Consider the following 22,897-nt stretch of genomic DNA (forward strand, 5'->3'; position numbering starts at 1 on the left):
GTATCGGTTAGGGAAGACCGTTTGCCAAAATACAAACCAACCTCCACCCTTGATTGGAAATTGGGTGCAGATGTAAAGTGCAAATATTTGCACTATTCAATTGCTCTCTAGTCAGAGTATAGACAAGTAAAAATCTTGTTTAACTTTGATAAAATGCATAATTGTTGAGTTGATTGTGCTTCTCCGATTTTGCTTTGTACATCGCAGAATCAGCGGCAGACATGAGCTCTTTTTCTGATGGAAAGTGTTTTTGTTGGTAGATGGAAATACCTGCGGAACACCCAACTTGGATTATGTTTCCTTCGAGCTCAATCGGTTGGCTTATCATTCCCATTATCCGAGTTAGTGCAACTTCAATGTCTGCACGATGCTCAAAATTAACAATAATCAAACCAAACTCATCACCTCCGAGTCGTGCAAAAGTATCAGAACTTTTTATCGATTTTTGCACTCGCCTAGCAATGATTTTGAGAAGCTGATCCCCTGCATCGTGTCCCAAAGTGTCATTAACTTCTTTAAACCCATTTAAATCTAAAAAGCAAAAGCCAAGAGGTTCACCTTTTTCTATCTGTCTTTTTAGTGCCGTTAAGCAGTATTTCCGGTTTTTAAGCCCAGTAAGGTAGTCGGTTTCAAGGTTAAGTGATTTTACTTTGAGACTACGAGTTAAATAAGTGATAGCGGGAATTGTTATCGCAGCGCCAATAATCGCCATATATATCGCATACAACAGGCTTTTTCGACCATCTTTTATCGCATTCACAAATTCAGAGAGATCATAGCCCTTGAGTTCATACAACACCACGTCATCATAAATAACCTTTATGTTGGAGACCGTATCCAAAATTTCAGGTAAATGTTGTCGCCAATTTTCTTGCGACAAAAGCGTATTATAGTGGTGGTCTAATTGTTCAATGTGATTAGCAATCGAGTCCTTTGCATAACCTTGAAATCTTTTGAATACGTTGGCGTCTGTAGTCAAGAACTCATAGTTAACAATAAGGAAATCAATCCTATTCTTTATTTTTTGAGGCGAATCTACATCATTGTATATTGTGTCTGACACTTCCATTTCCAGTTCATGAACTTCTCTTCCAAATCGCCAAGAAGCCCAATAAGAAGCTTTTATCAATTCGATATATTTTACGGTTTCACGGTCATGTTCAGAGTGTGCTTCATTGATTCTCAACGTAACGAACAGTAATAAGGTGAAGAAGATTGCTAATGCCAAGCTTCTTTTGACTTTGTCATGTTTCACTGCTTTTTCCTCACTCTTCAAAAACAACAATTTTATTGGCAAACCAGACTAGGTGGTAAGCAAGTGACAGATCTCGCATAGCTTGGTCGTTGAGGTTGTTTAAATCACTGATCACAGTAATAGGCCCTTTTTGCCTAATGGATATTGGTTGTCCTTCGTCTTTATACGCTAAGAAAAAGTGTGTGTTGGCAAGACTGTCTTGAGTAAATGTCGCTTTGTATCCATTTGCAGCGACGATCTCAATACAGCGTATGTTCAGAGATGGTTCATGATGTTTGAGCAAATCTTCCAGATAGATTCCTTGGTAAGCTCGTTTCTCTTTTCGCCAAGGCAGTGGTGTCGAAAGTTGGTTTGGGGCTATTTTTGTTAGCTCGTCCATTGTGTAATCGTAGGTTACATCTCTACTTTCAAAACGTATTTTCATCACGAGTGATTCATCTAAATGGGTTTGTGCTGGCGCTTTAACAGCTACAAATAAAATGATCAAGAGGATGTATACTACTTTCACGGACGTCGTCCTTTTTTGTTTTGTTTTTGTTTGGCTTGTCAAAGTATCAACAAGAACTATTAAGTTAACTGAACAGATTGGTGTGCGTTATATTATTATAAAATTTCGGTAACTTTACAATGGTCATTGTAAATATGTTGATTTTATCATCAAATCTGGCTGTTTGTTTTGACTGGATTGGGTGGTAGAGAATGAACAGGAGATCAAAACTTGAAATTAGTATGGCAAGCAGTCGTTATCTCTATGAGTTTTATTTTCTCTATAAAGGTACACGCACAAATACAGGCGAATGGCGACGTTGATGTACTCAATGTTGCCTTAATGAATGAAGATAGGTACCCCTATTTTGTCAAACCGAAGTTCGGAGCCCCTGAGAAGGGGGTCTATATTGATCTTTTGAATGAAATTGGAGAGATGACGGGAATCCGCTTCCAGTATCATTTTTTCCCACAGTCGCGGGTTCGACACCTAATGAAATACCAGAAGATGGATGTTGAACCTGGGATAGCGAAAGAATGGCGAACCGAACTTCTTGAGCTTGAGAATAGTGTGTACAGCATTCCGTTGTATCGAACGTCTGAAGTAGTTATCTATCGGCGTTCTCACTTTGAATCTCCACCCAATACGTTGAGTGCGTTTAAAACACTGACTTCTTGTTCTGTTTTAGGTTTTTATGACGTAAACATTGGGGGTTCAGACAAAGACAGTATTACAGAAAATAATTCAACAAAGATGCTCGAAATGGACCGTTGTGACTATATGTTTATGCCTCTAGTCATCGCAGAAGCTAAAGAGATCAACGAGCAACTCATTGGGATCACAAAGCCAATGAAGCATTTTGACTTAAGAATTAGATTAACAAAAGTGAATGAGGGGTCTCTTCCTAAGATTAATGAGGCAATCAAGTTTCTACGATCTCAAGGTTACATCACACAATTATTTGATAAGTATAAAAAGTTAGGTGAGTCCTAATGAGCAGGTTGAAAATGACACACTTGCTCATTGGTTTAATGATCATCTTAAGCTTTTATTTGATTTTCTTATTGATAATTCAGGATTCAAATGGCCATTTAAAGGCAAGAAACACACCGTTAAAAATAGCTGCAAAAATATCGGATTTAGTCGCTCCTCATTTATACAATTTGGATGCAAAAAACCTGAGGATGACGGTTGAATCGATCATTACTCACAACGAATCGATCAATGCACTCGATATAAAAGATGTTGTAAGCGGGAAGAGCGCATTGACGTACTTCAAGAGCGAAAACAATGCCTATTTCAATCGTTCTATCGATGAAAATGTACGTTTGTATTCGGATTACGCCAACACTGATATTGTTTATGACGGATTGGTCATAGGTACAGTGCATCTTTATATCTCTGATGATGAACCTTTAACGGATGACCGTTTCCATATTGGATATTATGCGGCTGTTTTTGTACTTGTTATATTGCTTTTATCAGGCATATTTCATGCGGCTCTAAAGAGATCTGATGCAAAACTATCGAGCTTTGATATCAACTCAAATAAGTTTCTCTATTCATTTCTAATCTCCATCATATTTTTCGTCATGATCGCAACGGCTGTAAGTTATTGATTGATTGATTCTAGTCGAAGTTATGCAATCGAAAGAACGAGAAGTGACCTTAATAGCGTTGTTCGTGGTTACCAAGAAGGTGTTGAAAACAAAGTTAACTTGATGAGAAGTACTTTTGACTTCATCACTTCAACCGACGAGTTTATCAACGTGTTTGATGAGCTCATGATTACGCGAAATGAACAGGTAAACGTATCAATACAAAACAATCAGAACCGACTAATTCAAGTCTTCAAACGGTACGCAAACTTACATATCGGGGGAAACAATGCATTCGCGGTATTAAATACCAAAGGGTCAGTGTTGACTCACTATGGGGATAGCGTTGTTTATGATGAATTTAATGTGGATATATATCCGTATTTTCTCGAAGCTCTTCGGGGACGAGCATCAATATTCTCGATAGGGGCTTATTACGACCACATTGAACAAGACTACAAAGGAAATTTGTTTTTTTCTACTCCAATTGTTAAACAGAAATCCGGAGAAATCGTTGGTGTAATTGTCAGTGAAATACTGACCGATGAGTTGTTTTTCCCTGATGATTACAAAAAATACTTTCAAAATACGGGAGAGATGCTCGCAGTTGATACGTCGGGCATTGTGATATCGCGTTGTAAGAAAGGGAATTGTCTAGGTAATAAGAAAGACGGAATTATCGCTATTTCACAGCCGCCGAGTAATGGTGACATTAGTGATATGGAGCGTACAACAGATTACCAAGGAACTAGGGTGTTTGCTGTTGCAAGTAAGCAAAGTACGTTTCAGGCTAATTTTATAGCGAAGGTCGATGTTGATGAGGCACTAACTGAGCACAACGACTTTCAGTGGGCTTTGATTATCATTACATCCGGTATGAGTGCTTTTGTTATTTTGAGCCTCGGCTTTACATTGATCATCGTTAGAAAAGTGACGGGCAAACAAGTCGCGTTAAATCGAAGTTTGATTGAGCGGTTGGGTAATGCTGCTGAATTTAAAGATAATGATACCGGGATGCACGTGGTTCGAATGAGCCATTACGCAAGAATTGTCGCAGTAAATTATGGCTGTACAAAGCAATGGTGTGAAAACCTATTCACTGCTGCGCCGATGCACGATATCGGGAAAATAGGGATTCCAGATAAGGTATTACATAAACCAGGCAAACTAACCACGCAAGAGTGGGATGTTATGAAAGCACATCCTATATTTGGAGCGAAGATTATCGGAGAACATAGTAGCCCTTTGTTGATCATGGCTAAGGACATTTCGATAGCACACCATGAGAAATGGGATGGGTCCGGCTATCCTTACAATTTAATGGGCGAGCAAATCCCTTTATCAGCACGAATTATTGCAATAGCTGACGTATTTGATGCATTGACCACCGTTAGGCCATACAAAGAAGCATGGAGTGATGAGAAAGCGATAGCATTAATAAAGTCAGAATCCGGGAGCCACTTTGATCCAGAAGTCGTTGATGCCTTCATACGGTCGATTGACGAAATTCTACAAACTAAAGATCAGTATCGCGATATTCAATGTGACCCAACGACCCAAAATCATCTTAAACAAATGTAGATTTAATTGATTTGAAAATAGGCCACTGAATTAGTGGCCTATTTGGTGTGCAGAGCAGGGTGACGACTTTGCATAAAGGTTGGGGCTAGATAGGTTTTTCTAGCTCAAATGCAATGTTACGCGTGAATTACGGCGTAGCCGACACACTTGTAAACACAACTTTTAACCTCTTGTTCATCACCTTGTATTGAATCAAATAGGCCTTTAACACCATCAAGCTTAGGTATTATTGGACCCGCAGTTAGGATTGCTTTCTTAAACCTTGAATTGTTGTCGAACGCCTCAGTCCAAGATTGGTAGAACGCCTCTGCTGATTCAAATTTGAGTGGTTGTTTGATGATCTCTACATACTTTGATACTAACTCTAAAGCGAGATCTTCCTTACGCTTGAAGTGTGTATTGATGCCACTACGTGAAATAACCGCTTGTTTAGACAACCGGGTAAATGTTGCAGCATCAAAGCCTTCATTCAAGGTAATATCAAAGGCCGCCTCAATAATTCTTCTTTTTGTATTTTCTGCTTTTTCGCTCATTCGCTACGAACCCGAACTTTAGTAGAAAGCTATTTCTTCATCAATTTTGCTAGATCGGCAAATGGATTGTGCGTTGCTGATTGATGATCGTCTAAACGGGCCTTTGCATCAACGCCGTAGCGGTCATGGTCCGTGTATTTTGAGTGCTCATGATCGTGACAGTACAGGCACAATAGTTCCCAGTTACTGCCGTCTTCAGGGTTGTTTGTATGGTCGTGGTCCACGTGGTGAACGGTAAGTTCTCTTAAGTTTGAGTAAACAAATTCACGTGCACATTTACCACAAACCCATGGGTACAGTTTTAGAGCCTTTTCGCGGTAGCCTTTCTCTTGGCGAGCGTACGCTGCACTCGATCCTGTAAAATCTGAAGACATTGTCAAATTCCTATTTATTGTAATACGCCGATTTTATCACAGCTTTCTTGAAGCTGTAGAAATGTCGTCACTAAATCAAGCTTTGCACTAACCAACATTTGAGTGGGCTTTTGAGCGCTCACTTACCTTTTGCATAAGACTCCTTTGAAAGCGGGTTATGACTTTCTGGAATAAGCCATGCTTAACAGTTTGAAAATAAATCGTATTTAGGGGTTTTAACTCAGAGTCGGTGACCTAATATCAATTAAAGCTACCCCCTATTAATAAGGAAATATCATGTCAGAACAATACACTCCGCCAAAAGTCTGGGTTAACGACACCGATGGTGGAAATAAATGGGCGAATATCAACAGTCCAGAATCTGGCGCTCGGTTTGATAAAGCTCTTTCCGTTGGTGAACATGCTTTACAGCTGTATTCTCTGGGAACACCTAATGGCCAGAAAGTGACTATTCTGTTGGAAGAGTTACTAGCGCTAGGTGTAAAAGAAGCTGAATATGATGCGTACTTGATCAATATTGGTGAGTCGGACCAGTTTTCTTCTGGCTTTGTTGGCGTAAACTCAAACTCGAAGATTCCAGCTCTTGTTGATAAATCTGGCGATGAAGATGTCAATGTTTTTGAATCTGCGTCTATCTTGATGCACTTAGCTGAAAAATTTGGTCACTTCTTACCTAAAGAGGGGGCGACTAGAACGCAAACTATCAACTGGTTGTTTTGGGCGCAAGGTTCAGCACCATTCCTCGGCGGTGGCTTCGGTCATTTTTATTCCTACGCTGATGAGAAGCAAGAGTACCCCATTAACCGCTTTGCGATGGAAGCGAAGCGCCAACTAGACGTGTTAGACAAACAACTGGCAAATAACACCTTTGTTGCCGGTGAAGAGTTAAGTATTGCTGATATCGCTATCTGGCCTTGGTATGGCAACCTTGTACTAGGCAATATATATGATGCAGCAGAGTTTCTACAGGTTGAGTCTTACACCAACGTGGTACGCTGGGCTAAGCAATTAGAGGCGCGTGAAGGCTTCCAACGCGGCCGAGTGGTTAACCGCTCATGGGGCGAAGAATGGGAACAAGTACCCGAGCGTCATAGCGCTGAAGATATTGATCGTGTTTTAAAGCTACGCCCGTAGTTATTTAAAGCAATAGTTACAATACATCGCTAGAGTTTGTTTTCGGTTGATTCGGATAGCAAACTCTAGTTTTCAGTTCGATCGTTTCTTGTCATTCCTATTCTCTAATTCCTTTTTCTATAAATATCCTCTTCGACAGTTCTCAATCCCGAACCAATATTTTTCATTTTCAACTCATTTATCTTATTGATTAATAAGTACTTAGCTTGTTATCTCTCGATTGGTTGCTTTGCTTTCTAATACTTTGTTACATTTCAGAGATTAACAAATTATTGTTATGTTATAACATAACAATAATTGATCGATAATGTACTTTTAAAAGGAAGATGTTGTGAATAAGAAATTGGTTTCTCTAGCGGTTGGTAGCATTCTCGTTTCCCCTGTTTTTGCCGACACGCTGTCGAATCCTCAGATTGGTGTTGTACTTGATGGTTATTATCAAGATGGGCAGCGTAATAACTCTGAACGAGAAGAAGGTTTCGGCCTTGGTCATACTGAACTTAATATGTCCGCCAATATTGACGACAAGTTTTATGGTTCGTTAACGACGGTAATCGAGACTCATGATGATGAAACGGAATTGCTATTAGAAGAAGCTTTCATTGAAACATTGACGATGCCTTACGGTTTAAGCATTCGAGGCGGACGTTTCTTATCTGATTTCGGTTACCTGAATAACCAACACATGCATACCGATAGCTTTGTTGCGCGTCCTGCGGCTTACCGTACTTTCTTGGGTTCGCATTATTACGATGATGGTGTTCGTGCAAACATTGTTCTTCCTACAGATCTGTATGTGAAGTTTGGTATTGAAGCGCTAAGTGGTAGCAAGATGTCTTCTGTTGATGATGCATCAGATGTGGGTGTTTACACTACAACTCTTAAGCTGGGTGACGACTTTTCAGAGTCATCAAGCTGGCAGTTTGGTTTGAGCTACTTACGCAATGAAAATGGTAAAGTTCGTGAGTTTGGAGACCATGATCACGGGCATGACCATGACCACGATCATAGCCACGGCGCTGCTGTAACTGGCTCAAACCTATACGGTGCTGACTTTGTATGGAAGTGGGCTCCAAACGGTAACTACAAGTACCAAAACTTTACGCTTGCGGCTGAGTACATGTTGTTAGATGGCATCGTTGATGACAAATACAAAAATGATGCGGAATCACCAGATACGCTCGCAGGCTACTATGTATCGGGTGTCTACCGATTCAGCCCTAGTTGGTCAGCAGGCATGCGCTACGGTGAAGCGGAAAGCTATGATGGTCATGCACATGGTGACCACATGCACTTTACTGCAATGAACGACAAAGAAGCGGACGCAATGGTCGCTTGGGATTCGTCTCATTTTGGTACAGTTAGAGCACAATACTCTCGCGTTGAAAACCAAAGTAAAGATACAGACAACGTATTTACGCTTCAGTATGTGATGACCTTTGGGGCGCACGGTGCTCATGCATTCTAGGAAACTCCTACTTACAATGGCAGCAGGTGTTGCCATTGTATCCTCATCTATAGTTGTATCTTCGCCTGCGATGGCGTTGAACATCTTCGTCTGTGAGCAAGAGTGGAAGGCTCTGATACATAACCACGCTCCTGACGCCAACATCTACTCGGCGACTACAGCTAAGCAAGACCCGCACTATGTTCAGGCAAGACCGTCACTTATTGCCAAGATGCGCCAAGCCGATTTGGCGATGTGTTCTGGTGCTGAATTGGAAGTGGGTTGGTTGCCGATGTTACAAATACGAAGTGGTAACCCAGCCGTACAAAATAACGCGTCGAGCATGCTGTATGCGAGTGACTTTGTACGCATGTTGGATACTCATGATCATGTCGATCGCAGTATGGGCGACATTCATGCACACGGTAATCCTCACGTACATTTTGCTGCTAACGACATTATTCCTATTTCCAGAGAAGTAACCAAACGGCTGCAAGCTATCGACCCCGAGAATGCGCATATTTATATGCGAAATGGCATGAAGTTTCGTGCCCATTGGCGTCAAAAGATCGCAGATTGGGGAAGCAAAATTGAACCGTTACAAGGAAAGAAGGTAGTTGGTTACCATGCTACCTACCGCTATCTATTTGATTGGTTAAAGATAGAACAGGTTGCTGACTTAGAACCTAAACCGGGGATATCGCCGACTACATCACACCTCCAGTCACTGACGAAGTTAGACCCGGCCTCGTTTGATGCGATTGTGTATTCATCACATCAAGATCAGCGTCCAGCCAATTGGTTTAACCAACAAACCGGTAAACCTATGATTCAGTTACCCCTTACGGTTTCAGAAGGTCAGAGCCTAGATGAGATGTACGAGCAAGTGATCGATGAATTGTTGGATATGTTGGTCGATTCAGATATGTCTCAGAGATCGTGATGTTGATGGAATATAGTTGGCTGGCACCTGCAGTTTTGTGTGGCTTAATCGCGTTAGTCGGTAACATTGTACTTGGGGAGCAAGTTCTCAAGCGACAAATTATTTTTATCGATTTAGCGGTCGCACAAGTCGCGGCTTTAGGTGCCGCTTTGAGTCAGTATTGGCTGAGCCGTTATGCGTTGTTTAGCGGCTCTTGGCTTGGCGAGATGATTGGCCCGTGGGTTATGTCATTACTGCTTTGCGGACTAATCGCACTAATGGATAAGCGTTACAAACAACACTTAGAACCTATGATAGGCAGTTTGTTTGTGGTGTCTGCTTCGCTAGCTATTCTATTGGTCAGCAAAGATCCTCATGGTGCCGATTTTATCCAAGGCATTCTCAACGGGCAGTTATTGTGGTCTACCTGGGATGATGTGTGGCCGTTGGCAATAATCACGACTGCAATGTTGGTGTTGATTCGCGTAAAGCCTGAGTTTATGCAGGGTAGTGGTTTCTATCTCATCTTTGCTATTCTGATGCCGATCACCGTGAAGCTGACAGGGATTTATTTGGAGTTCGCTTTGTTGGTTATCCCGGCATTGTGCGCGGCCGCATTAAAAGGCCTACGTTTTTTCATCGCGAGTATTGGGATTGGAACGGTTGGCATTTTATCGGGATTAGCTATGTCGGCTTATTACGATTTACCGAGTGGTGCGAGTATTGTCATCATGCTGTTTTTAGCGGGGCTAATCTTTAATATTGTGTCCCAGTTGATTAGACGTAAGTGCATGGCTAGTTCGACAAAAACTTGCTTTTAGCTGAAGGTTTTACTTGGTAGTGATTGCGAGTGTATACGTGGACATGGAGTATTATTTAGAACCAGAAGCGTTGGCATATTATATTTAGATTTAGCTATTAAAGGCGGTTTAGGTATAAAATCGCAACATCATAATTCTAAAGGATGGTGCCATGTACCACGGTCATATCTATTTCCCTCTGCGATTTGCAGAGCAAGCAGAAACACTGCGTCAGAAGATCCTATCAGAACGTAAAGATGTGTTAGAGACTTTCCCATTAATACAGCGTTTGGTTGGCCCACATAAGATGCCAATGTTTGAGATTCACTTTGTGAACAAAGAGTCGGGTATTATTGAGTGGCTTGAGCAAGAGCGCGGTGATATGTCGGTTCTAATTCACCCAGTAACAGGTGGTGAAGAAACTTTGGATCACACAGTACGAGCGACATGGCTTGGTCGTGAGCTGGGTGTATTTGAAGACACGCTAAGTAGCTAATTTAATTCGCGCCCGACAGTACGTACCTAATCAACGTACTTAGTAAATATCGTTGCTGTCGGGTGTGCCAGATTCACTAACTTTTTGAACTATATTCTTCTTTAAATAACTAGCTTCTCCAGCTATTCCCTAGTAACAGCGATACCGCTACTGAAACACCTAATGCGATTAAAATATTAGGTAAGTAAAGTCCCCAAATCGCGACACAAACTGCCACTGTTACAACAGCCCACAATAGCGTTTCTAATATCCAAGTGCCCATAAAATTACTCCTAACTAGATTGTGCGACTAGCATAACCAAGCAAGGGTAAACTTTTGGTCACCATCAAATAACCATTTGGGCAAATCGCTACAGCATGACTTTAACGATGAACTCATTGTTGTTGGTTTTATGAGTAAACTGCCAACCTTGGTTCTGACAAACGCGATCAATGAGCTCTAGGCCGATACCAAAAGAGGTTTGCTGTTCAGAACCGTTTGCCATATTTGGATCTTCCAAGCGGTTGATTACCTCGAATTGCTTTTCTGTCAGCGTAATGCTGATAGATCCGCTGCCACCATGTTGAAATGCATTTCGGACTAGGTTGGTGATCACAACATCAGTTAACTCGCGGGGGAGGGCATGTTCTTGTTGAGCAACGTTGATTTGGATATCTACTTCTTTGTTTTTTAAAAGGTAACGTTGACTTTCGATAATGTTATTGAGCAGGGGCTCTAGCTTGATTTGCTCATAGTTGGTTTCCATTTCGCTATTACGACTCATCCACAGCAGAGTCGTCACCAAGGCTTTCATGTTGGTGGCTGAGCGTTGGATTCGCGCTACCGCCCGTTGACCACTATTAGGAATGCTTTCAGACAACCGAACCAACATATCGCCACTGGCTGAAATAGTAGCAATAGGTGTTCTTAACTCGTGGCTCGCGGCTCTTAAGAAGAAGCTCTCACGTTCATTGGCTTGACGTTCACCTTGAACGCTTTTAACAAGTTGCGAAGCTAACTGGTCGATTTCTTTATAGCGAAATTGAGTTAGCCCTTGGGTGTTGTTCACATCAAGAGATTCAGACCATTTGGATAAGGTAATGATCGGTTTGGTGACTCGGTGTATCAGAAGGCGAATGATCAAAAATACCAAGAGTAAAAGGGCACCGATAGCGATAAAGGCGTTGTTAATTTGAGCTACAGAGTCAGGCGGGTTTAGCTCGAATAGATTCAAGTAAATCGCTTCATCGTATTCAGAAATGATGTACAAAACTTCTTCTCCACCTGAAATATTATGCTTGGCGGCGTAGAGATATTGCCCTGACTCATTGTTCGATGAAGGCGCGTAGTGTTCATAAATAGCGTCATTCTGAAATGCTTTCCAGTCAAAGGCTTGCTGAAACTTAGTTGGCACATCTGAGTTGTTTAGAAACGCTTGAAACGTTGGGTTTTGATAGTGCGGTAGTTGCCCTGTTTCGAGGTAATGTTGTTCTGCGACTTCTAATTCATACAGGAATCCATACTTTGTCGATTCATTGAGGCCAATTTGGTAGCTTTGAGACACCATCAAACTGTAGATGGCGGTGAGCAACACGACGATGCCAAATAAGTAGAGGTAGATATCACGTTTAATGCTGACCCGATTCATCGTCGCCTGTTTCATTATGGCTCCTCGTGCAATACGACACCGATGCCGTGTACGGTATGAATTAGCTTTGAATTAAAGGGCGCATCAACTACTTGGCGAAGTTTAAACAAATGTGCTTTAACGCTATCAGAACTTGGCATTTCATCTTCCCATGCTTCTTCAAGCTTGGCTTTGCTCACCACATTAGGGCTGTTTCGCACTAACATTACGAGCATTCGCCAGCATACAGGAGAGAGCTTCAATAGCTTGTCGCCTCTAACAGCTTGGTGCTTGTCCAAGTCCAGTTTGAGATCCGCTACCGACAGAGAAGTCACCGAACCTTGAGAACGACGCACTAGCGCCATGAGCCGTACTTTTAGCTCTTCCATTGCAAAAGGCTTCACTAAATAGTCGTCCGATCCAACCTCGAAGCCAGCGATCTTGTCTTGCAACGTATCTCTCGCCGTTAACATCAGAATGGGTGTAGTAACGCCTTGCTGTCGAAGTGACTGACACACATCGAGTCCATCCATTTTAGGCATGTTGATGTCGGTGAGGATAATGTCATATTGCCCCTCTAAGGCGAGGTTAAGCCCTGCTGCGCCGTTATAGGCAAAGTCGAATTCAAACCCATCGAGTTCCATATAATCTGCAATGGCTTCTGCTAAGTCACTGTCGTCTTCAATCAACAGGGCGTTAATGCTCATAAGTATCCTTACTTTGTTTCTCGTTCTCTTTTCCAAGCCCAAATAGGCGGCTGAATAAGAAGTTGTAATCGGTAGTTCCAATTTGGCGCATGTCATAATTGTTGGCACAGTTTAACGTAGCCGTGGAAATATACCTTAAATGGGTTCACAGAGTTGATTCGAGGAATGACGCCATAGGTGACTTCTTGCTCTTCTTTGGCAAAAGTACCGAACATGCGATCCCAAATGATCAGTATTCCAGCATAGTTTTTATCAAGATACTGTTTGTTGGTCGCATGGTGGACTCTGTGGTGTGAAGGCGTATTAAACACCGCTTCGACAGGGTGAGGAAGTCGTCTAACGGTTTCAGTGTGCAATAGCGTTTGGAACAGCTGAACAAATGTTTCACACATCAGGACAACAAATGGGTTAAAGCCAAGCAAAATGAGTGGCAGATAAAAGAAGAATGGGAATAACCAATCTAATGGCCCAAAGCGATAGGCGACCGAAATGTTAAAGTAAGGCGAGCTATGGTGAACTGAGTGGGTTCCCCATGCGAAACCGTTGCTGTGTAGGAAGCGATGCTCCCAATAGTATGCTAAATCAGCCAGGATCAAACAACCAAGAATAGTCCAACCTGTTATCGGCAGTTGAGTCAGACTAAAGTTCTCGAAAGCGTAAACAAAAGCGCCGATATAGGCTAACCCGACAAAGAAAACAGTCACCAACAAGAAAAATAGTGTGGCTAAGTTCGTCGCACTATCACCCAGCATGTTCCAGCTGAGTTTTTTCTTAAACGCATAGCGGATAAGTTCAAATATAAACAGACCCAGAGCAAGCAATAGAAAGTTGTCATCGACCCAACTCTCGGTAAAGATGATGCTCGTTTCTGTGAATGTTTGAGAGAGAAAATTCCCAATGCTATCCATAGTGAAATCCATAACTAAATCCTTTACTGGTTGTTCTTATAGTAGACGTATAATTCACTAGAATCTGGCAACCCGTGCTGATTCAGTTGGTGGCGTTCTATCACCATGTCCACTTCTTTTAAAATCGCGATACCTTCCCAAGCTTGAGCTAATTCTAGTTCTGTATGTTCACCTTTACTGAGTAGAAGCGTGCCTTTGGCTTTGCTTAGGACTTTAATTAAGGGTTTGTTTTTATTTAATTTTGATTGCTGAGTCGGGAAGCCAATCGTGATTGTCGCTTCGCTGAAATCTAGGCTGATGTCTTGATAGATCACGATGACTTGTTGTTGTGCGATCTCTTCGTCATCGGATTCGAGGTTCTGGTAGAAGTCCACCCATAACTCAGGAACATCCTCTAATGGAATCGTCTTACTTAAACCTTGCAGGTAAGTCGTGTTTGCAGTGACTTGTGGTTTTGCCTTTACCGACTTGTCTGTTGATGGCTTACTTATTGATGACTGTTTCTTTGAGGACTTGTTAGTTGATAACTCAGTTATTGGCTGCTCTGTCGACGCATCCGCAATCGCAGGTTGAATATGTAATCCCCCCCAGACAAGACCAGTAATACCGACTGTCGTGAGTAGTGAAGCGAATAATTTCATGCTCTTTCCTTGTTGTTCATTTTTCTTATCAAGGACAGTAAAGGAGGTGAGGTAAACAAAAGGTAACCGATCTAGTTACTAAGCGAGTCTGTCGTCTAATTTGTTAATACAGCAATTTGGGACACTTTTTTCCATGTCGGATTGGTAATACTGGCGCCATATTCATTTATGGGCTCAATAATGCTATTCAAACATCCCATCTCTTTGCTGACGGTTATTCGGCTTAACCCATTAAAGGTCTCTGTGACTTGGCTAATGGTGCTTGCTGAAAATGTGATGCTAATTCTGCTACCACTGTTTATTGGTTATGCCATCGACGGTGTGTTAAATCAGAGCTTTCAACCTTTAATGATGTTGGCACTGATTCTAATTGTTCTGGTTATCATCAGTGTCATTCGCCGTTTTTATGATACCCGTGTTTACGGTGCTATTCGGGTAAAGCTCTCGAATCTTGTTGAGCGTAACCTGCGTGGCTTATCTATTTCGACCAAAGACGCTCGATTAACGATGTCTCGCGAACTGGTCGATTTCCTAGAAGACGATTTACCTTCTTTGATGACGGCAGTGGTTCAGCTTGTCGCAACCGTGATTATCCTCTCTACATTCCATTTTTCATTGGCACTTTGCATGTTGTTCGCTGGGATTTCGATGCTAGTTATCTATGGTGTCTTCCATCGGATGTTTACGCGGCTTAATGGCAAGTTCAATGACCAAGTTGAACAGCAGGTTAAGTTATTGAGCGGTGCTCGTTTGTCTGCATTACGTTCGCACTTTGAGCGCTTAAAACAGTGTGAAATCAAGTTGTCTGATACTGAAGCTGTTGTCTACGGGCTGATTTTTATTGTGTTGTTTGGCGCGGTCATCGGAAATTTATGGATGGTGAGCCAACTTATTGAGCCGACCGCGGGGCAAGTGTTCTCCATCGTTACCTATTCACTGGAGTTTGTTGAAACCGCCGTGATGCTGCCAATTACGCTACAAACCCTTTCTCGCCTTACTGAAATCAGTCAGCGACTTAACCACACCTCAGTCCAACAGGCTACCAAGGAGATGCCTTATGAAATTTAAAAAGCCACTGTCTGTATTAGTCGGTTGTGCAGCCATCTTTATCGCGTTGGTTGTCGTTGATGAATTGGAGCCTAAAGCTGCCCAGCCAGTTAAGAAAGAAGCGGTACTGGCTCCAGTTATGGTTTTAGAGGTGACACCATCAGAGCATAAATCGATGTTAACGATATTAGGCTTAACCGCTGCTCGTTGGCCTGTGCAGTTGAAAGCGTCCAGTAGCGCGCAATTGAAATGGTTAGATGAAAGTATCGAACCTGGACATTTGGTTAAAAAAGGCGATGTGTTGGCAAGGCTGGATACTAGCGCGGTTGATGCGAACTTGGCTCAGGCGTTGAGCTCATTAAAACAAGCAGAATTGGAATTGAAGCAAGCTAAGCATGAGCAAACGGTCGCGTTAAAAATGCTGAATCCGAAAACGAGTTCGTCTTTTGCTCGCAGAGAGCCTCAATTACTTGCAGCGAAAGCCAATCTGAAACAAGCGAAACAGGCTTACCTAAGTGCACAGAAGTTGTTGGAAGAATCAGTGATTACCGCGCCCTTTGATGCTGTGATCATGAAACGCAATATCAGCCCGAGAGAGTGGATAGAGGCGGGGCAAGTGACTTTTGAATTGGTTGCCAGTGATTCGATTGATATCGAGTTACCTATCTCTGAAATGCATTGGCAACAAGTCCAAGCCGCTCTGACAGAACCGAGTATTACAGTAGTGAGTCGTTCTGGGAGTCAGTGGCCTGCCAAAGTGCGCTATGTGTCTCCGCAAGTTGATTCGCTCACTCGCCAAAGACAAGTCGTACTTTCGGTTGAGGCGCCTTATCAAAGCAAGCCAAGACTGTTTCCAAATCAGCAGGTTCAGGCGGTGGTTAATCTTGGGTCGAAGGATAACGTGGTCAGCGTGCCTTTGAGTGCGATGACACGAGACGGATATGTGTGGACGTTAGACAACAATGATCGCCTACGTAAAGAGTCGGTATCCTTGATTGGGCAAGGTAATCAGGTGCTCGACATTCGGTTTAATCAGCAAAGTGAACAGGTTCGCAGAGTGGTGCAATATCCACTTTCTTCGATGTTAATTGGTAAGCAAGTCGAGCCTAACTTTTATCAAGATGATAGTTCAGAATCCATGATCACGAGCCAATCTGATGATGAACGGATTGAGGAGGAGAACCAATGAGTTGGATGACCAAATGGTTTATCAATAATCCTGTGGCTGCCAATTTGTTGATGATGGCGATTGTTATTAGTGGTGTGCTTGCGTTCGGACAATTGCGTGTCGAGTCGTTTCCACAAATCGCACCCTCTTCCATCAGTATCAGCGTTACTTACCCTGGCGGCACGGCGCAACAGATCGATGAGAGTGTCACTCAACGAATAGAAGAGTCAATTAGTGGTATTGCAGGCATCAAGCAGATCACCAGTCAGTCGAGTGCTGGGATTTCTCAGGTCATGGTCCGTAAAACCAGTAGCACCGATTTAGACAAGCTTTTGGACGATATTCGCAATCAAGTCAATGCGATCAATGGCTTTCCTGTGCAAGCAGACAGGCCACAAGTTGTGCGAAACGAATTTACCAATTTAGCGGCGTTTGTGGTGGTATCTGGGCCGAGAACCGATGACGAACTGCAGCCCATCGCCAAGCAAATTGAACAAGCGCTGAAGAAAAATCCGCGTATCTCGAAGGTATCAAATAGGGGAGCTCGCACATCTCAATTGGTTATCGAGCCAGATCCTGACCAACTGAAAGCGTTAGGGTTGAGCTTAGAAGATCTCGCAGAGCTCGTTGAGCAGCGTTCGCTTGAGACTCGTAGTGGTGAACTGATTAGTGACAAAGGTCGAATGGTGATTCGTGGTGACGGTTACGCTGATGATTTGCAGAAGTTGAACCAACTTGTTGTGATTTCAGGAAGCAACGGAAAAATACTGCTGGGAGACATCGCCAAGCTAAGTCGTGGCTACCAATACAGCGGTTCTATCGTACGTAACAACGGTTCTAACGCCATCGCGCTATTGGTCAGCACGAGCCAAACCGACAACCTGCTTAAAGTCAGCGAAGCGATCAGTGAAACACTGGATACGCAACGTGCAATTTTGCCGTCGGATATTGAGTTGAATGCCATGGCCGACATGGCGCCTTACATTGAAGACCAGCTATTTCGTTTGAGTGAGAATGCGTGGCAAGGCTTATTGATCGTCGTAGTTCTACTTGGGATCTTTCTTGAAATTAGGCTCGCCTTTTGGGTCGCAATGGGTATTCCAATTGCGTTGACTGGAACGTTGGCAGCAATGCAGTTGTTCAACTACAGCATCAACGACATCACTCTGTTTGGCTTTATCTTGGTACTCGGTGTGCTGGTGGATGATGCGGTTGTGGTAGGTGAAGCGATACATGAAAAACGAACGGGGAACGTCGGCTATTCTTCTAACATCAATGGTTTCTCAAATATAAACGGCTCCTCAAATCTAAACGGAAAGACAGCCGCTTGGCAGGGCGTTAACTCAGTATCAGTGGCAACCGTGTTTGGTGTGCTCACAACCATCGCTGCGTTTTCTCCAATGTTATGGATTAATAACGAGCTAGCCAAAGTATTGGCTGGGTTTTCAGCAGTGGTGATCTTTGCGCTGATATTCTCGCTTATCGAAAGCAAGTTTATTTTGCCGTCACACTTGGCTCAGCTTTCTGTGAAAAAGCCATCAACAGGTATCTTCGTCAAGGTTCAGAATACTGCTCAAGGCGGACTGCAGTGGTTTAATCTCAAGATCTACAAGCCAGTATTGGAGTTTGCACTTGGCTACAAAGTCGCGTCCCTGCTTGGGTTTGTGGCGGTTATCTCACTGGCTTATGGTATGTGGTCTAACGGTGCGATTCGCAGTACGTTGTTCCCTGAAATTCCGGGGCGTTACATCACCGCGGTTATTGAGTTGGAAGATGGCGCACCACTGCCTTTACAGCGCCAAGCCTTGTTGCAAGTAGAGCAAGCAATGACACAAGTAGAAAAAGGCTTGATGGACGATTACCCATTACAGGAAAAGCCTGTTGTGAACCTGCTTGCTTGGTCTGATGGCTATGGTGAAATTGAAGTGACGGCTGAGCTTACTAACGAATCCTTAAGCTCACTGCCGGGTAATTTATTGTTGAAGCGATGGAGAGAAAACACAGGCCAAATAGAAGGCGCATATTCGGTTAAGTTCAGCGCGGCAGAGGAACCAGCAGGTGGAACATTCTTAACGATCTCTTCCAATGATCGTGAGCTTGCTTCCCTAGTTAGCGAGGAGCTAGCGGATACTTTGGCTTCGTTGAAAGGCGTATCGGATGTTTACGATGATGGTCAGGATGGTTTACCGCAAGTACGCTTGGTATTGAATCAATATGGTCAGCAGCTAGGGTTAACGCAAGCGAAACTGGCTCAGCTAGCAGGTGAAGCGTTCGGCGAAAGGGAAGTTCATCGCCTATTAGAAAATGGACAAGAGACCAAGGTGTTGCTGCAATACTCAAGAGATGAGCGCAGAACCTTAGCTCAGCTACAACAGGCAATTATCATGTTACCTAATGGCGGAAGCGTGATGATGGGTGATATTGCTGAGTTTCGTCATGAGCAAGAACCGCAAGTGGTTTACCGCCGCGACCGAGAACAAGTGATCAACCTGTATTGGAAGCAGAATCGAGACCTCCAATCACCAGAGAAAACACGTGAGCAACTCGAAGATACGATTGAATCTCTGCACTTACAGTTTCCAAGTGTGACGATAAAAGCGGGCGGCGAATTTGAAGAGATAGGTGAAGTGTCGAACGGCTTCAAATCAACGATGATTCTAACGCTCATCATGATCTACATTTTGTTGGCGGTGCCCTTGAAGTCCTATTGGCAACCGATGATCATCATGGCGGTGATACCGTTTGGTTTTGCAGGCGCGATTTTTGGTCACTACTTAATGGATTTACCCATAAGCATTCTTTCGATGTTCGGCATGATGGCTATGACAGGTATCGTGATTAACGACTCGCTGGTGTTGATCACGCGCTTTAATAGTGAATATCGCCAAGGCGTACCGTTACAGCAAGCGTTAGTCATTGCGGGTACTAGCCGTTTAAGGGCAATTTTCTTAACCACCATTACCACTGTGTGTGGATTGTTGCCATTGCTAAGCGAAACCGCAGAACAGGCGCAATACTTGAAACCAGCGGCAGTATCTTTGGTGTTTGGTGAGTTGTTTGCTACTGCGGTGACTCTGATTTTGATTCCTGTGCTGCTTGGTTTGTTTTGTCGCAAGCCGCCGTTGGTTGAAAAAGAACTAGATGAAAAAGACTTAGGTCAAAAAGATTTAGTCGAACAAGAGTTACGCGTAAAAGATCCACTAGAAGAACTCACTTTGGATCGCTCGTGATTGATTTTATAAAGGACAAAGACGATAGTGAAACCAAGCTACCTGATCTATTGAAGACATCCGATTCATTGAAGCCATCTGATTTATTAAAGCTATCCGACAGTAAGGCTAAAGCCAATGTACCTGAGACCCAAGACTGTATGACGCAAGAAAACAAACCTGCTTTGCATTTGGTGCCAGCTTTTAAACTGGTGCCAGAGATTGCATTGATTGAATCTTTGCCCGAGCATCTTCAGAAACGCTTTACGCATGCACTGAGGTTGATGCATCAAGACTGGGCTGAACGCCGTACGTGGGAAGATATAGCGACCGAGAGCGCAATTTCGCCATACCACTTTCATCGTCAGTTTACGGAGTTGTTTAATGAAACACCGGGTCAGTATCTAAGTCGTGTTCGATTACAAGTCGCGGTCGGCTTGCTACTTAATGATGAACCGTGGAGTGTCATTGAAATTGCTCAATATTGCGGCTTTTCATCATCTCAATCTTTAGGAAAGGCATTGAAGCGTGAGCTCGGTGTTACCGCAAAACAAGTTCGAAAATTAGGTTCTCAAGCAACACCTAAGGAGACCGCGGATTTCATTCAACAACTCGCGCATCCAGGTTTACAGTCATCAATAGAAAAAGAACTCGTGCAATCTATGCCAACAGAGTTGGTTTGGTATCCAGAGCGGGGTATGAAAAAGATCAAATTGGATGACCCTGATTGGGACACGGTGTTTGAGTTATATGGCCAAAAATCGACACACTTGATGAGTACCTTACCGATCAAGCAAATGAGAAACTCTTGGGGCGATATCGACGCTGAAATTGGGAACTGGCATGTGGCCAAAGAGCGTTATGATAGGGTGATTCCCGAAGGATACTACTTGTGTTGTGAGGTCTATCTCGTTTCGGATGTGGCGTACAGCACAGCCTTAGAAGCTCTGTTTAAGGCGGTTGAGCAACAAGGTTTGAAGTTAGATGTGCAAGGTTATTTGGTAGAGATGATTCGCCAGATCGACACGGATGATGTGGAAGGCGTGACGTTCTCTTTTCAGTTACCCATTTTAACCACGCAAGACAGCGAATAATAAAAAGGCTCCTCAAATGAGGAGCCTTTTTATTATTTCAAGGAGCTGTTTTACCAAGGAACAGTTTATCAGAGCCTCTGTTCGACGGGTTTAGCCGTTAAACAGAGTAGGGGGATTAAGCCTCTGCTGTCACTTTATCGCTGCTCATCTTTTTAAGAGCTGCGTAACCGAAGCCTGTTACTGCCGTACCTGCTGCAATCGCCACTAGGTACATAAGAACCGGAGAGATAGCACCAGGAATCAGTAGTACGAACAAGCCGCCGTGTGGAGCCATTAGCTGTGCGCCAAACATCATTGATAGTGCGCCAGTTAGTGCACCACCTGCCATACAAGCTGGGATAACACGCATTGGATCTTTCGCTGCGAATGGTATTGCACCTTCAGAGATGAAACATAGGCCAAGAACGAATGATGCTTTACCTGCTTCACGCTCGCCTGCTTCAAACTTGTCTTTCACTAGGAAAGTTGCAAGGCCCATACCTAGAGCTGGAACCATACCTGCTGCCATGATTGCTGCCATTGGTGCGTAAGTTTGCGAAGCCAGTAGACCAACACCAAATGTGTAAGCGGCTTTGTTTACTGGGCCACCAAGGTCGAAACACATCATTGCGCCTAGAATCACACCCAGAAGAATCGCGTTAGACGTTCCCATGTTGTTTAGGAAAGTTGTCATTGCGCTCATCACGCCAGAAACAGGGCCACCCACGATGTAAACCATCACAAGACCAGTGAACAAACTCGCGATAAACGGAATGATCAGGATTGGCTTGAGGGCTTCCATGGATTGTGGAAGTTGAACCTTGTCGGCAATGAATTTCGCTGCGTAACCCGCAATGAAACCTGCTGCGATACCACCTAGGAAACCTGCGCCCGTTGAGCTCGCCAGCATACCGCCGATTAGACCTGGAGCCAGACCCGGACGGTCAGCAATTGAGAATGCAATGAAACCAGCAAGAACAGGAATCATCAGTGCGAATGCAGAACCACCACCGATAGTCATCAATGCTGCTGCGAGTGTGCCTTCTTCTTTAAACGCTTCAATACCGAATACGAAAGAGAGTGCGATGATCAAACCACCTGCAACGACCACTGGAAGCATGTGAGAAACACCCGTCATTAGATGTTTGTACACGCCTTTCTTCTCGTCAGCAGGTGCTGAATTTGAAGACGCAGTGTGTTGGTATGGTTTAGCTTCTGCGAACGCTTTTTCCATCTCTTGCTTTGTTTTCTTAAGCGCAGGACCCGTTGTCGTTTTGTATAGCGCTTTGCCGTTAAAACGATCCAGAGGAACATCGATGTCTGCCGCGATGATAACAAGGTCAGCGTCGGCGATTTCTTGGTCTGTCAGTTGGTTCTTCGCACCTACAGAGCCGCGAGTTTCCACTTTAATTTGGTGACCTAGGCGTTTGCCTTCTGCTTCAAGCGCTTCAGCGGCCATAAAGGTGTGTGCAACACCAGTCGGGCAAGCGGTAATCGCTACGATCTTTTTGCTGCCTGTGCTTGCTGTTGTAGAAGAGTTTACTGAGGTGCCAGTCACTTCCACTGTAGTCTCAACTTGAGAAGCGTCTAATACCGTTGCTTGTGCTACCGCTTTCTCTAGAAATGCTTTTGCATCAGCTGTGCATTCAGAGATAGCCGCTTGGTACACTTTCTTGCCGACAAAGCGCGCTTTATCAACGTTGGTATTGGCTGCGATAACCACAACGTCGCTACTGTCGATAGTGTCTTGCGATACGGTTGAGTCAGGTAGCACGCTTGATTGACATTCAATAGTGGCGTTCCAACCCAGTGCTTTTGTCGCTTGCTCTAACAAGCCTGCGGCGATGATGCTGTTTGCTACGCCACTAGGGCAAGCTGTGATAATGGTAATATTCATAATAAACCTTTTG

Annotated in this window: 21 protein-coding genes and 1 pseudogene; 12 read left to right on the forward strand and 10 right to left on the reverse strand. The window is 43.6% G+C overall.

The window, feature by feature from the left end:
* Nucleotides 1-139: 139 nt before the first annotated feature.
* Together OCV36_RS18705 and OCV36_RS18710 are read right to left on the reverse strand one after the other, a co-directional pair.
* The gene (locus OCV36_RS18705; protein ID WP_135457618.1) at nt 140-1,255 is read right to left on the reverse strand and encodes a GGDEF domain-containing protein; all 1,116 of its coding nucleotides are present in this window, start codon (nt 1,253-1,255) and stop codon (nt 140-142) included.
* Nucleotides 1,256-1,265: 10 nt separating this feature from the next.
* Nucleotides 1,266-1,763: a hypothetical protein gene (locus tag OCV36_RS18710; protein ID WP_135457619.1), complete on the reverse strand. Its 498-nt coding sequence runs from the start codon at nt 1,761-1,763 to the stop codon at nt 1,266-1,268.
* A gap of 210 nt (nt 1,764-1,973) precedes the next feature.
* Between OCV36_RS18710 and OCV36_RS18715 the strand changes: the two genes are divergently transcribed.
* From OCV36_RS18715 to OCV36_RS25555, 3 genes are read left to right on the forward strand one after another with little or no spacing between them, the layout of a single operon-like run.
* A complete protein-coding gene (locus OCV36_RS18715) occupies nt 1,974-2,735 on the forward strand; it encodes a substrate-binding periplasmic protein (protein WP_017074072.1) in 762 nt (253 codons plus the stop codon).
* The gene (locus OCV36_RS18720) at nt 2,735-3,361 is read left to right on the forward strand and encodes a hypothetical protein (RefSeq protein WP_135457621.1); all 627 of its coding nucleotides are present in this window, start codon (nt 2,735-2,737) and stop codon (nt 3,359-3,361) included. The genes OCV36_RS18715 and OCV36_RS18720 overlap by 1 nt, the downstream gene beginning before the upstream one ends.
* Entirely contained in the window at nt 3,362-4,921 is a 1,560-nt protein-coding gene (locus OCV36_RS25555) for an HD domain-containing phosphohydrolase (protein ID WP_390903448.1), read from the forward strand.
* A 116-nt stretch (nt 4,922-5,037) separates the two neighbouring features.
* Here OCV36_RS25555 and OCV36_RS18730 read toward each other — a convergent pair whose 3' ends face one another.
* On the reverse strand, nt 5,038-5,454 hold the full coding sequence (locus OCV36_RS18730) for a TetR/AcrR family transcriptional regulator (RefSeq protein WP_017074070.1): 417 nt from the start codon (nt 5,452-5,454) through the stop codon (nt 5,038-5,040).
* Between the two features lie 29 nt (nt 5,455-5,483).
* Complete coding sequence (locus OCV36_RS18735; RefSeq protein ID WP_017074069.1) at nt 5,484-5,828, reverse strand: YajD family HNH nuclease; 345 nt, start codon at nt 5,826-5,828, stop codon at nt 5,484-5,486.
* A 276-nt stretch (nt 5,829-6,104) separates the two neighbouring features.
* Here OCV36_RS18735 and yghU point away from each other — a divergent pair, with 276 nt between their 5' ends.
* The 5 genes from yghU (at nt 6,105) to OCV36_RS18760 (ending at nt 10,627) form a co-directional block, all read left to right on the forward strand.
* On the forward strand, nt 6,105-6,962 hold the full coding sequence (gene yghU / locus OCV36_RS18740; protein ID WP_135457623.1) for a glutathione-dependent disulfide-bond oxidoreductase: 858 nt from the start codon (nt 6,105-6,107) through the stop codon (nt 6,960-6,962).
* A 331-nt stretch (nt 6,963-7,293) separates the two neighbouring features.
* Nucleotides 7,294-8,430 carry a hypothetical protein gene (locus OCV36_RS18745; protein WP_135457625.1) on the forward strand — a complete coding sequence of 379 codons (1,137 nt, stop codon included), beginning with the start codon at nt 7,294-7,296 and terminating at the stop codon, nt 8,428-8,430.
* A gap of 16 nt (nt 8,431-8,446) precedes the next feature.
* Entirely contained in the window at nt 8,447-9,352 is a 906-nt protein-coding gene (locus OCV36_RS18750; RefSeq protein WP_390903449.1) for a metal ABC transporter solute-binding protein, Zn/Mn family, read from the forward strand.
* Between the two features lie 2 nt (nt 9,353-9,354).
* Nucleotides 9,355-10,152 carry a metal ABC transporter permease gene (locus OCV36_RS18755; protein ID WP_167853047.1) on the forward strand — a complete coding sequence of 266 codons (798 nt, stop codon included), beginning with the start codon at nt 9,355-9,357 and terminating at the stop codon, nt 10,150-10,152.
* Between the two features lie 151 nt (nt 10,153-10,303).
* Nucleotides 10,304-10,627: a DOPA 4,5-dioxygenase family protein gene (locus OCV36_RS18760; protein WP_017074063.1), complete on the forward strand. Its 324-nt coding sequence runs from the start codon at nt 10,304-10,306 to the stop codon at nt 10,625-10,627.
* A 109-nt stretch (nt 10,628-10,736) separates the two neighbouring features.
* Here the strand turns inward: OCV36_RS18760 and OCV36_RS18765 are convergent, their stop codons facing one another.
* The 5 genes and pseudogenes from OCV36_RS18765 to OCV36_RS18785 form a co-directional block, all read right to left on the reverse strand.
* Complete coding sequence (locus tag OCV36_RS18765; RefSeq protein WP_009844874.1) at nt 10,737-10,889, reverse strand: hypothetical protein; 153 nt, start codon at nt 10,887-10,889, stop codon at nt 10,737-10,739.
* Between the two features lie 88 nt (nt 10,890-10,977).
* A complete protein-coding gene (locus OCV36_RS18770) occupies nt 10,978-12,270 on the reverse strand; it encodes a sensor histidine kinase (protein WP_135457630.1) in 1,293 nt (430 codons plus the stop codon).
* Nucleotides 12,270-12,941, reverse strand: coding sequence for a response regulator transcription factor (locus tag OCV36_RS18775; RefSeq protein ID WP_017074060.1), 672 nt, complete (start codon nt 12,939-12,941; stop codon nt 12,270-12,272). The genes OCV36_RS18770 and OCV36_RS18775 overlap by 1 nt, the downstream gene beginning before the upstream one ends.
* Before the next feature lie 8 nt (nt 12,942-12,949).
* Nucleotides 12,950-13,861, reverse strand: a pseudogene (locus tag OCV36_RS18780) (sterol desaturase family protein).
* An 11-nt stretch (nt 13,862-13,872) separates the two neighbouring features.
* Nucleotides 13,873-14,490 (reverse strand): hypothetical protein, encoded by a 618-nt coding sequence (locus OCV36_RS18785; RefSeq protein WP_135457632.1) that lies wholly within the window; start codon nt 14,488-14,490, stop codon nt 13,873-13,875.
* A 180-nt stretch (nt 14,491-14,670) separates the two neighbouring features.
* Between OCV36_RS18785 and OCV36_RS18790 the strand changes: the two genes are divergently transcribed.
* From OCV36_RS18790 to OCV36_RS18805, 4 genes are read left to right on the forward strand one after another with little or no spacing between them, the layout of a single operon-like run.
* A complete protein-coding gene (locus OCV36_RS18790) occupies nt 14,671-15,558 on the forward strand; it encodes an ABC transporter six-transmembrane domain-containing protein (RefSeq protein ID WP_167853045.1) in 888 nt (295 codons plus the stop codon).
* A complete protein-coding gene (locus OCV36_RS18795) occupies nt 15,548-16,726 on the forward strand; it encodes an efflux RND transporter periplasmic adaptor subunit (RefSeq protein ID WP_135457636.1) in 1,179 nt (392 codons plus the stop codon). The genes OCV36_RS18790 and OCV36_RS18795 overlap by 11 nt, the downstream gene beginning before the upstream one ends.
* Nucleotides 16,723-19,935 (forward strand): efflux RND transporter permease subunit, encoded by a 3,213-nt coding sequence (locus OCV36_RS18800; protein WP_135457638.1) that lies wholly within the window; start codon nt 16,723-16,725, stop codon nt 19,933-19,935. The genes OCV36_RS18795 and OCV36_RS18800 overlap by 4 nt, the downstream gene beginning before the upstream one ends.
* Nucleotides 19,932-21,008 (forward strand): helix-turn-helix domain-containing protein, encoded by a 1,077-nt coding sequence (locus OCV36_RS18805; protein WP_135457640.1) that lies wholly within the window; start codon nt 19,932-19,934, stop codon nt 21,006-21,008. Before OCV36_RS18800 ends, OCV36_RS18805 begins: the two co-directional genes overlap by 4 nt.
* 115 nt (nt 21,009-21,123) lie before the next feature.
* On the opposite strand, the gene fruA is transcribed toward OCV36_RS18805, so the two are convergent.
* Entirely contained in the window at nt 21,124-22,884 is a 1,761-nt protein-coding gene (gene fruA, locus OCV36_RS18810) for a PTS fructose transporter subunit IIBC (RefSeq protein WP_135457642.1), read from the reverse strand.
* Between the last annotated feature and the right edge of the window lie 13 nt (nt 22,885-22,897).

Source organism: Vibrio echinoideorum, from assembly GCF_024347455.1.
GTDB classification, from domain to species: domain Bacteria; phylum Pseudomonadota; class Gammaproteobacteria; order Enterobacterales; family Vibrionaceae; genus Vibrio; species Vibrio echinoideorum.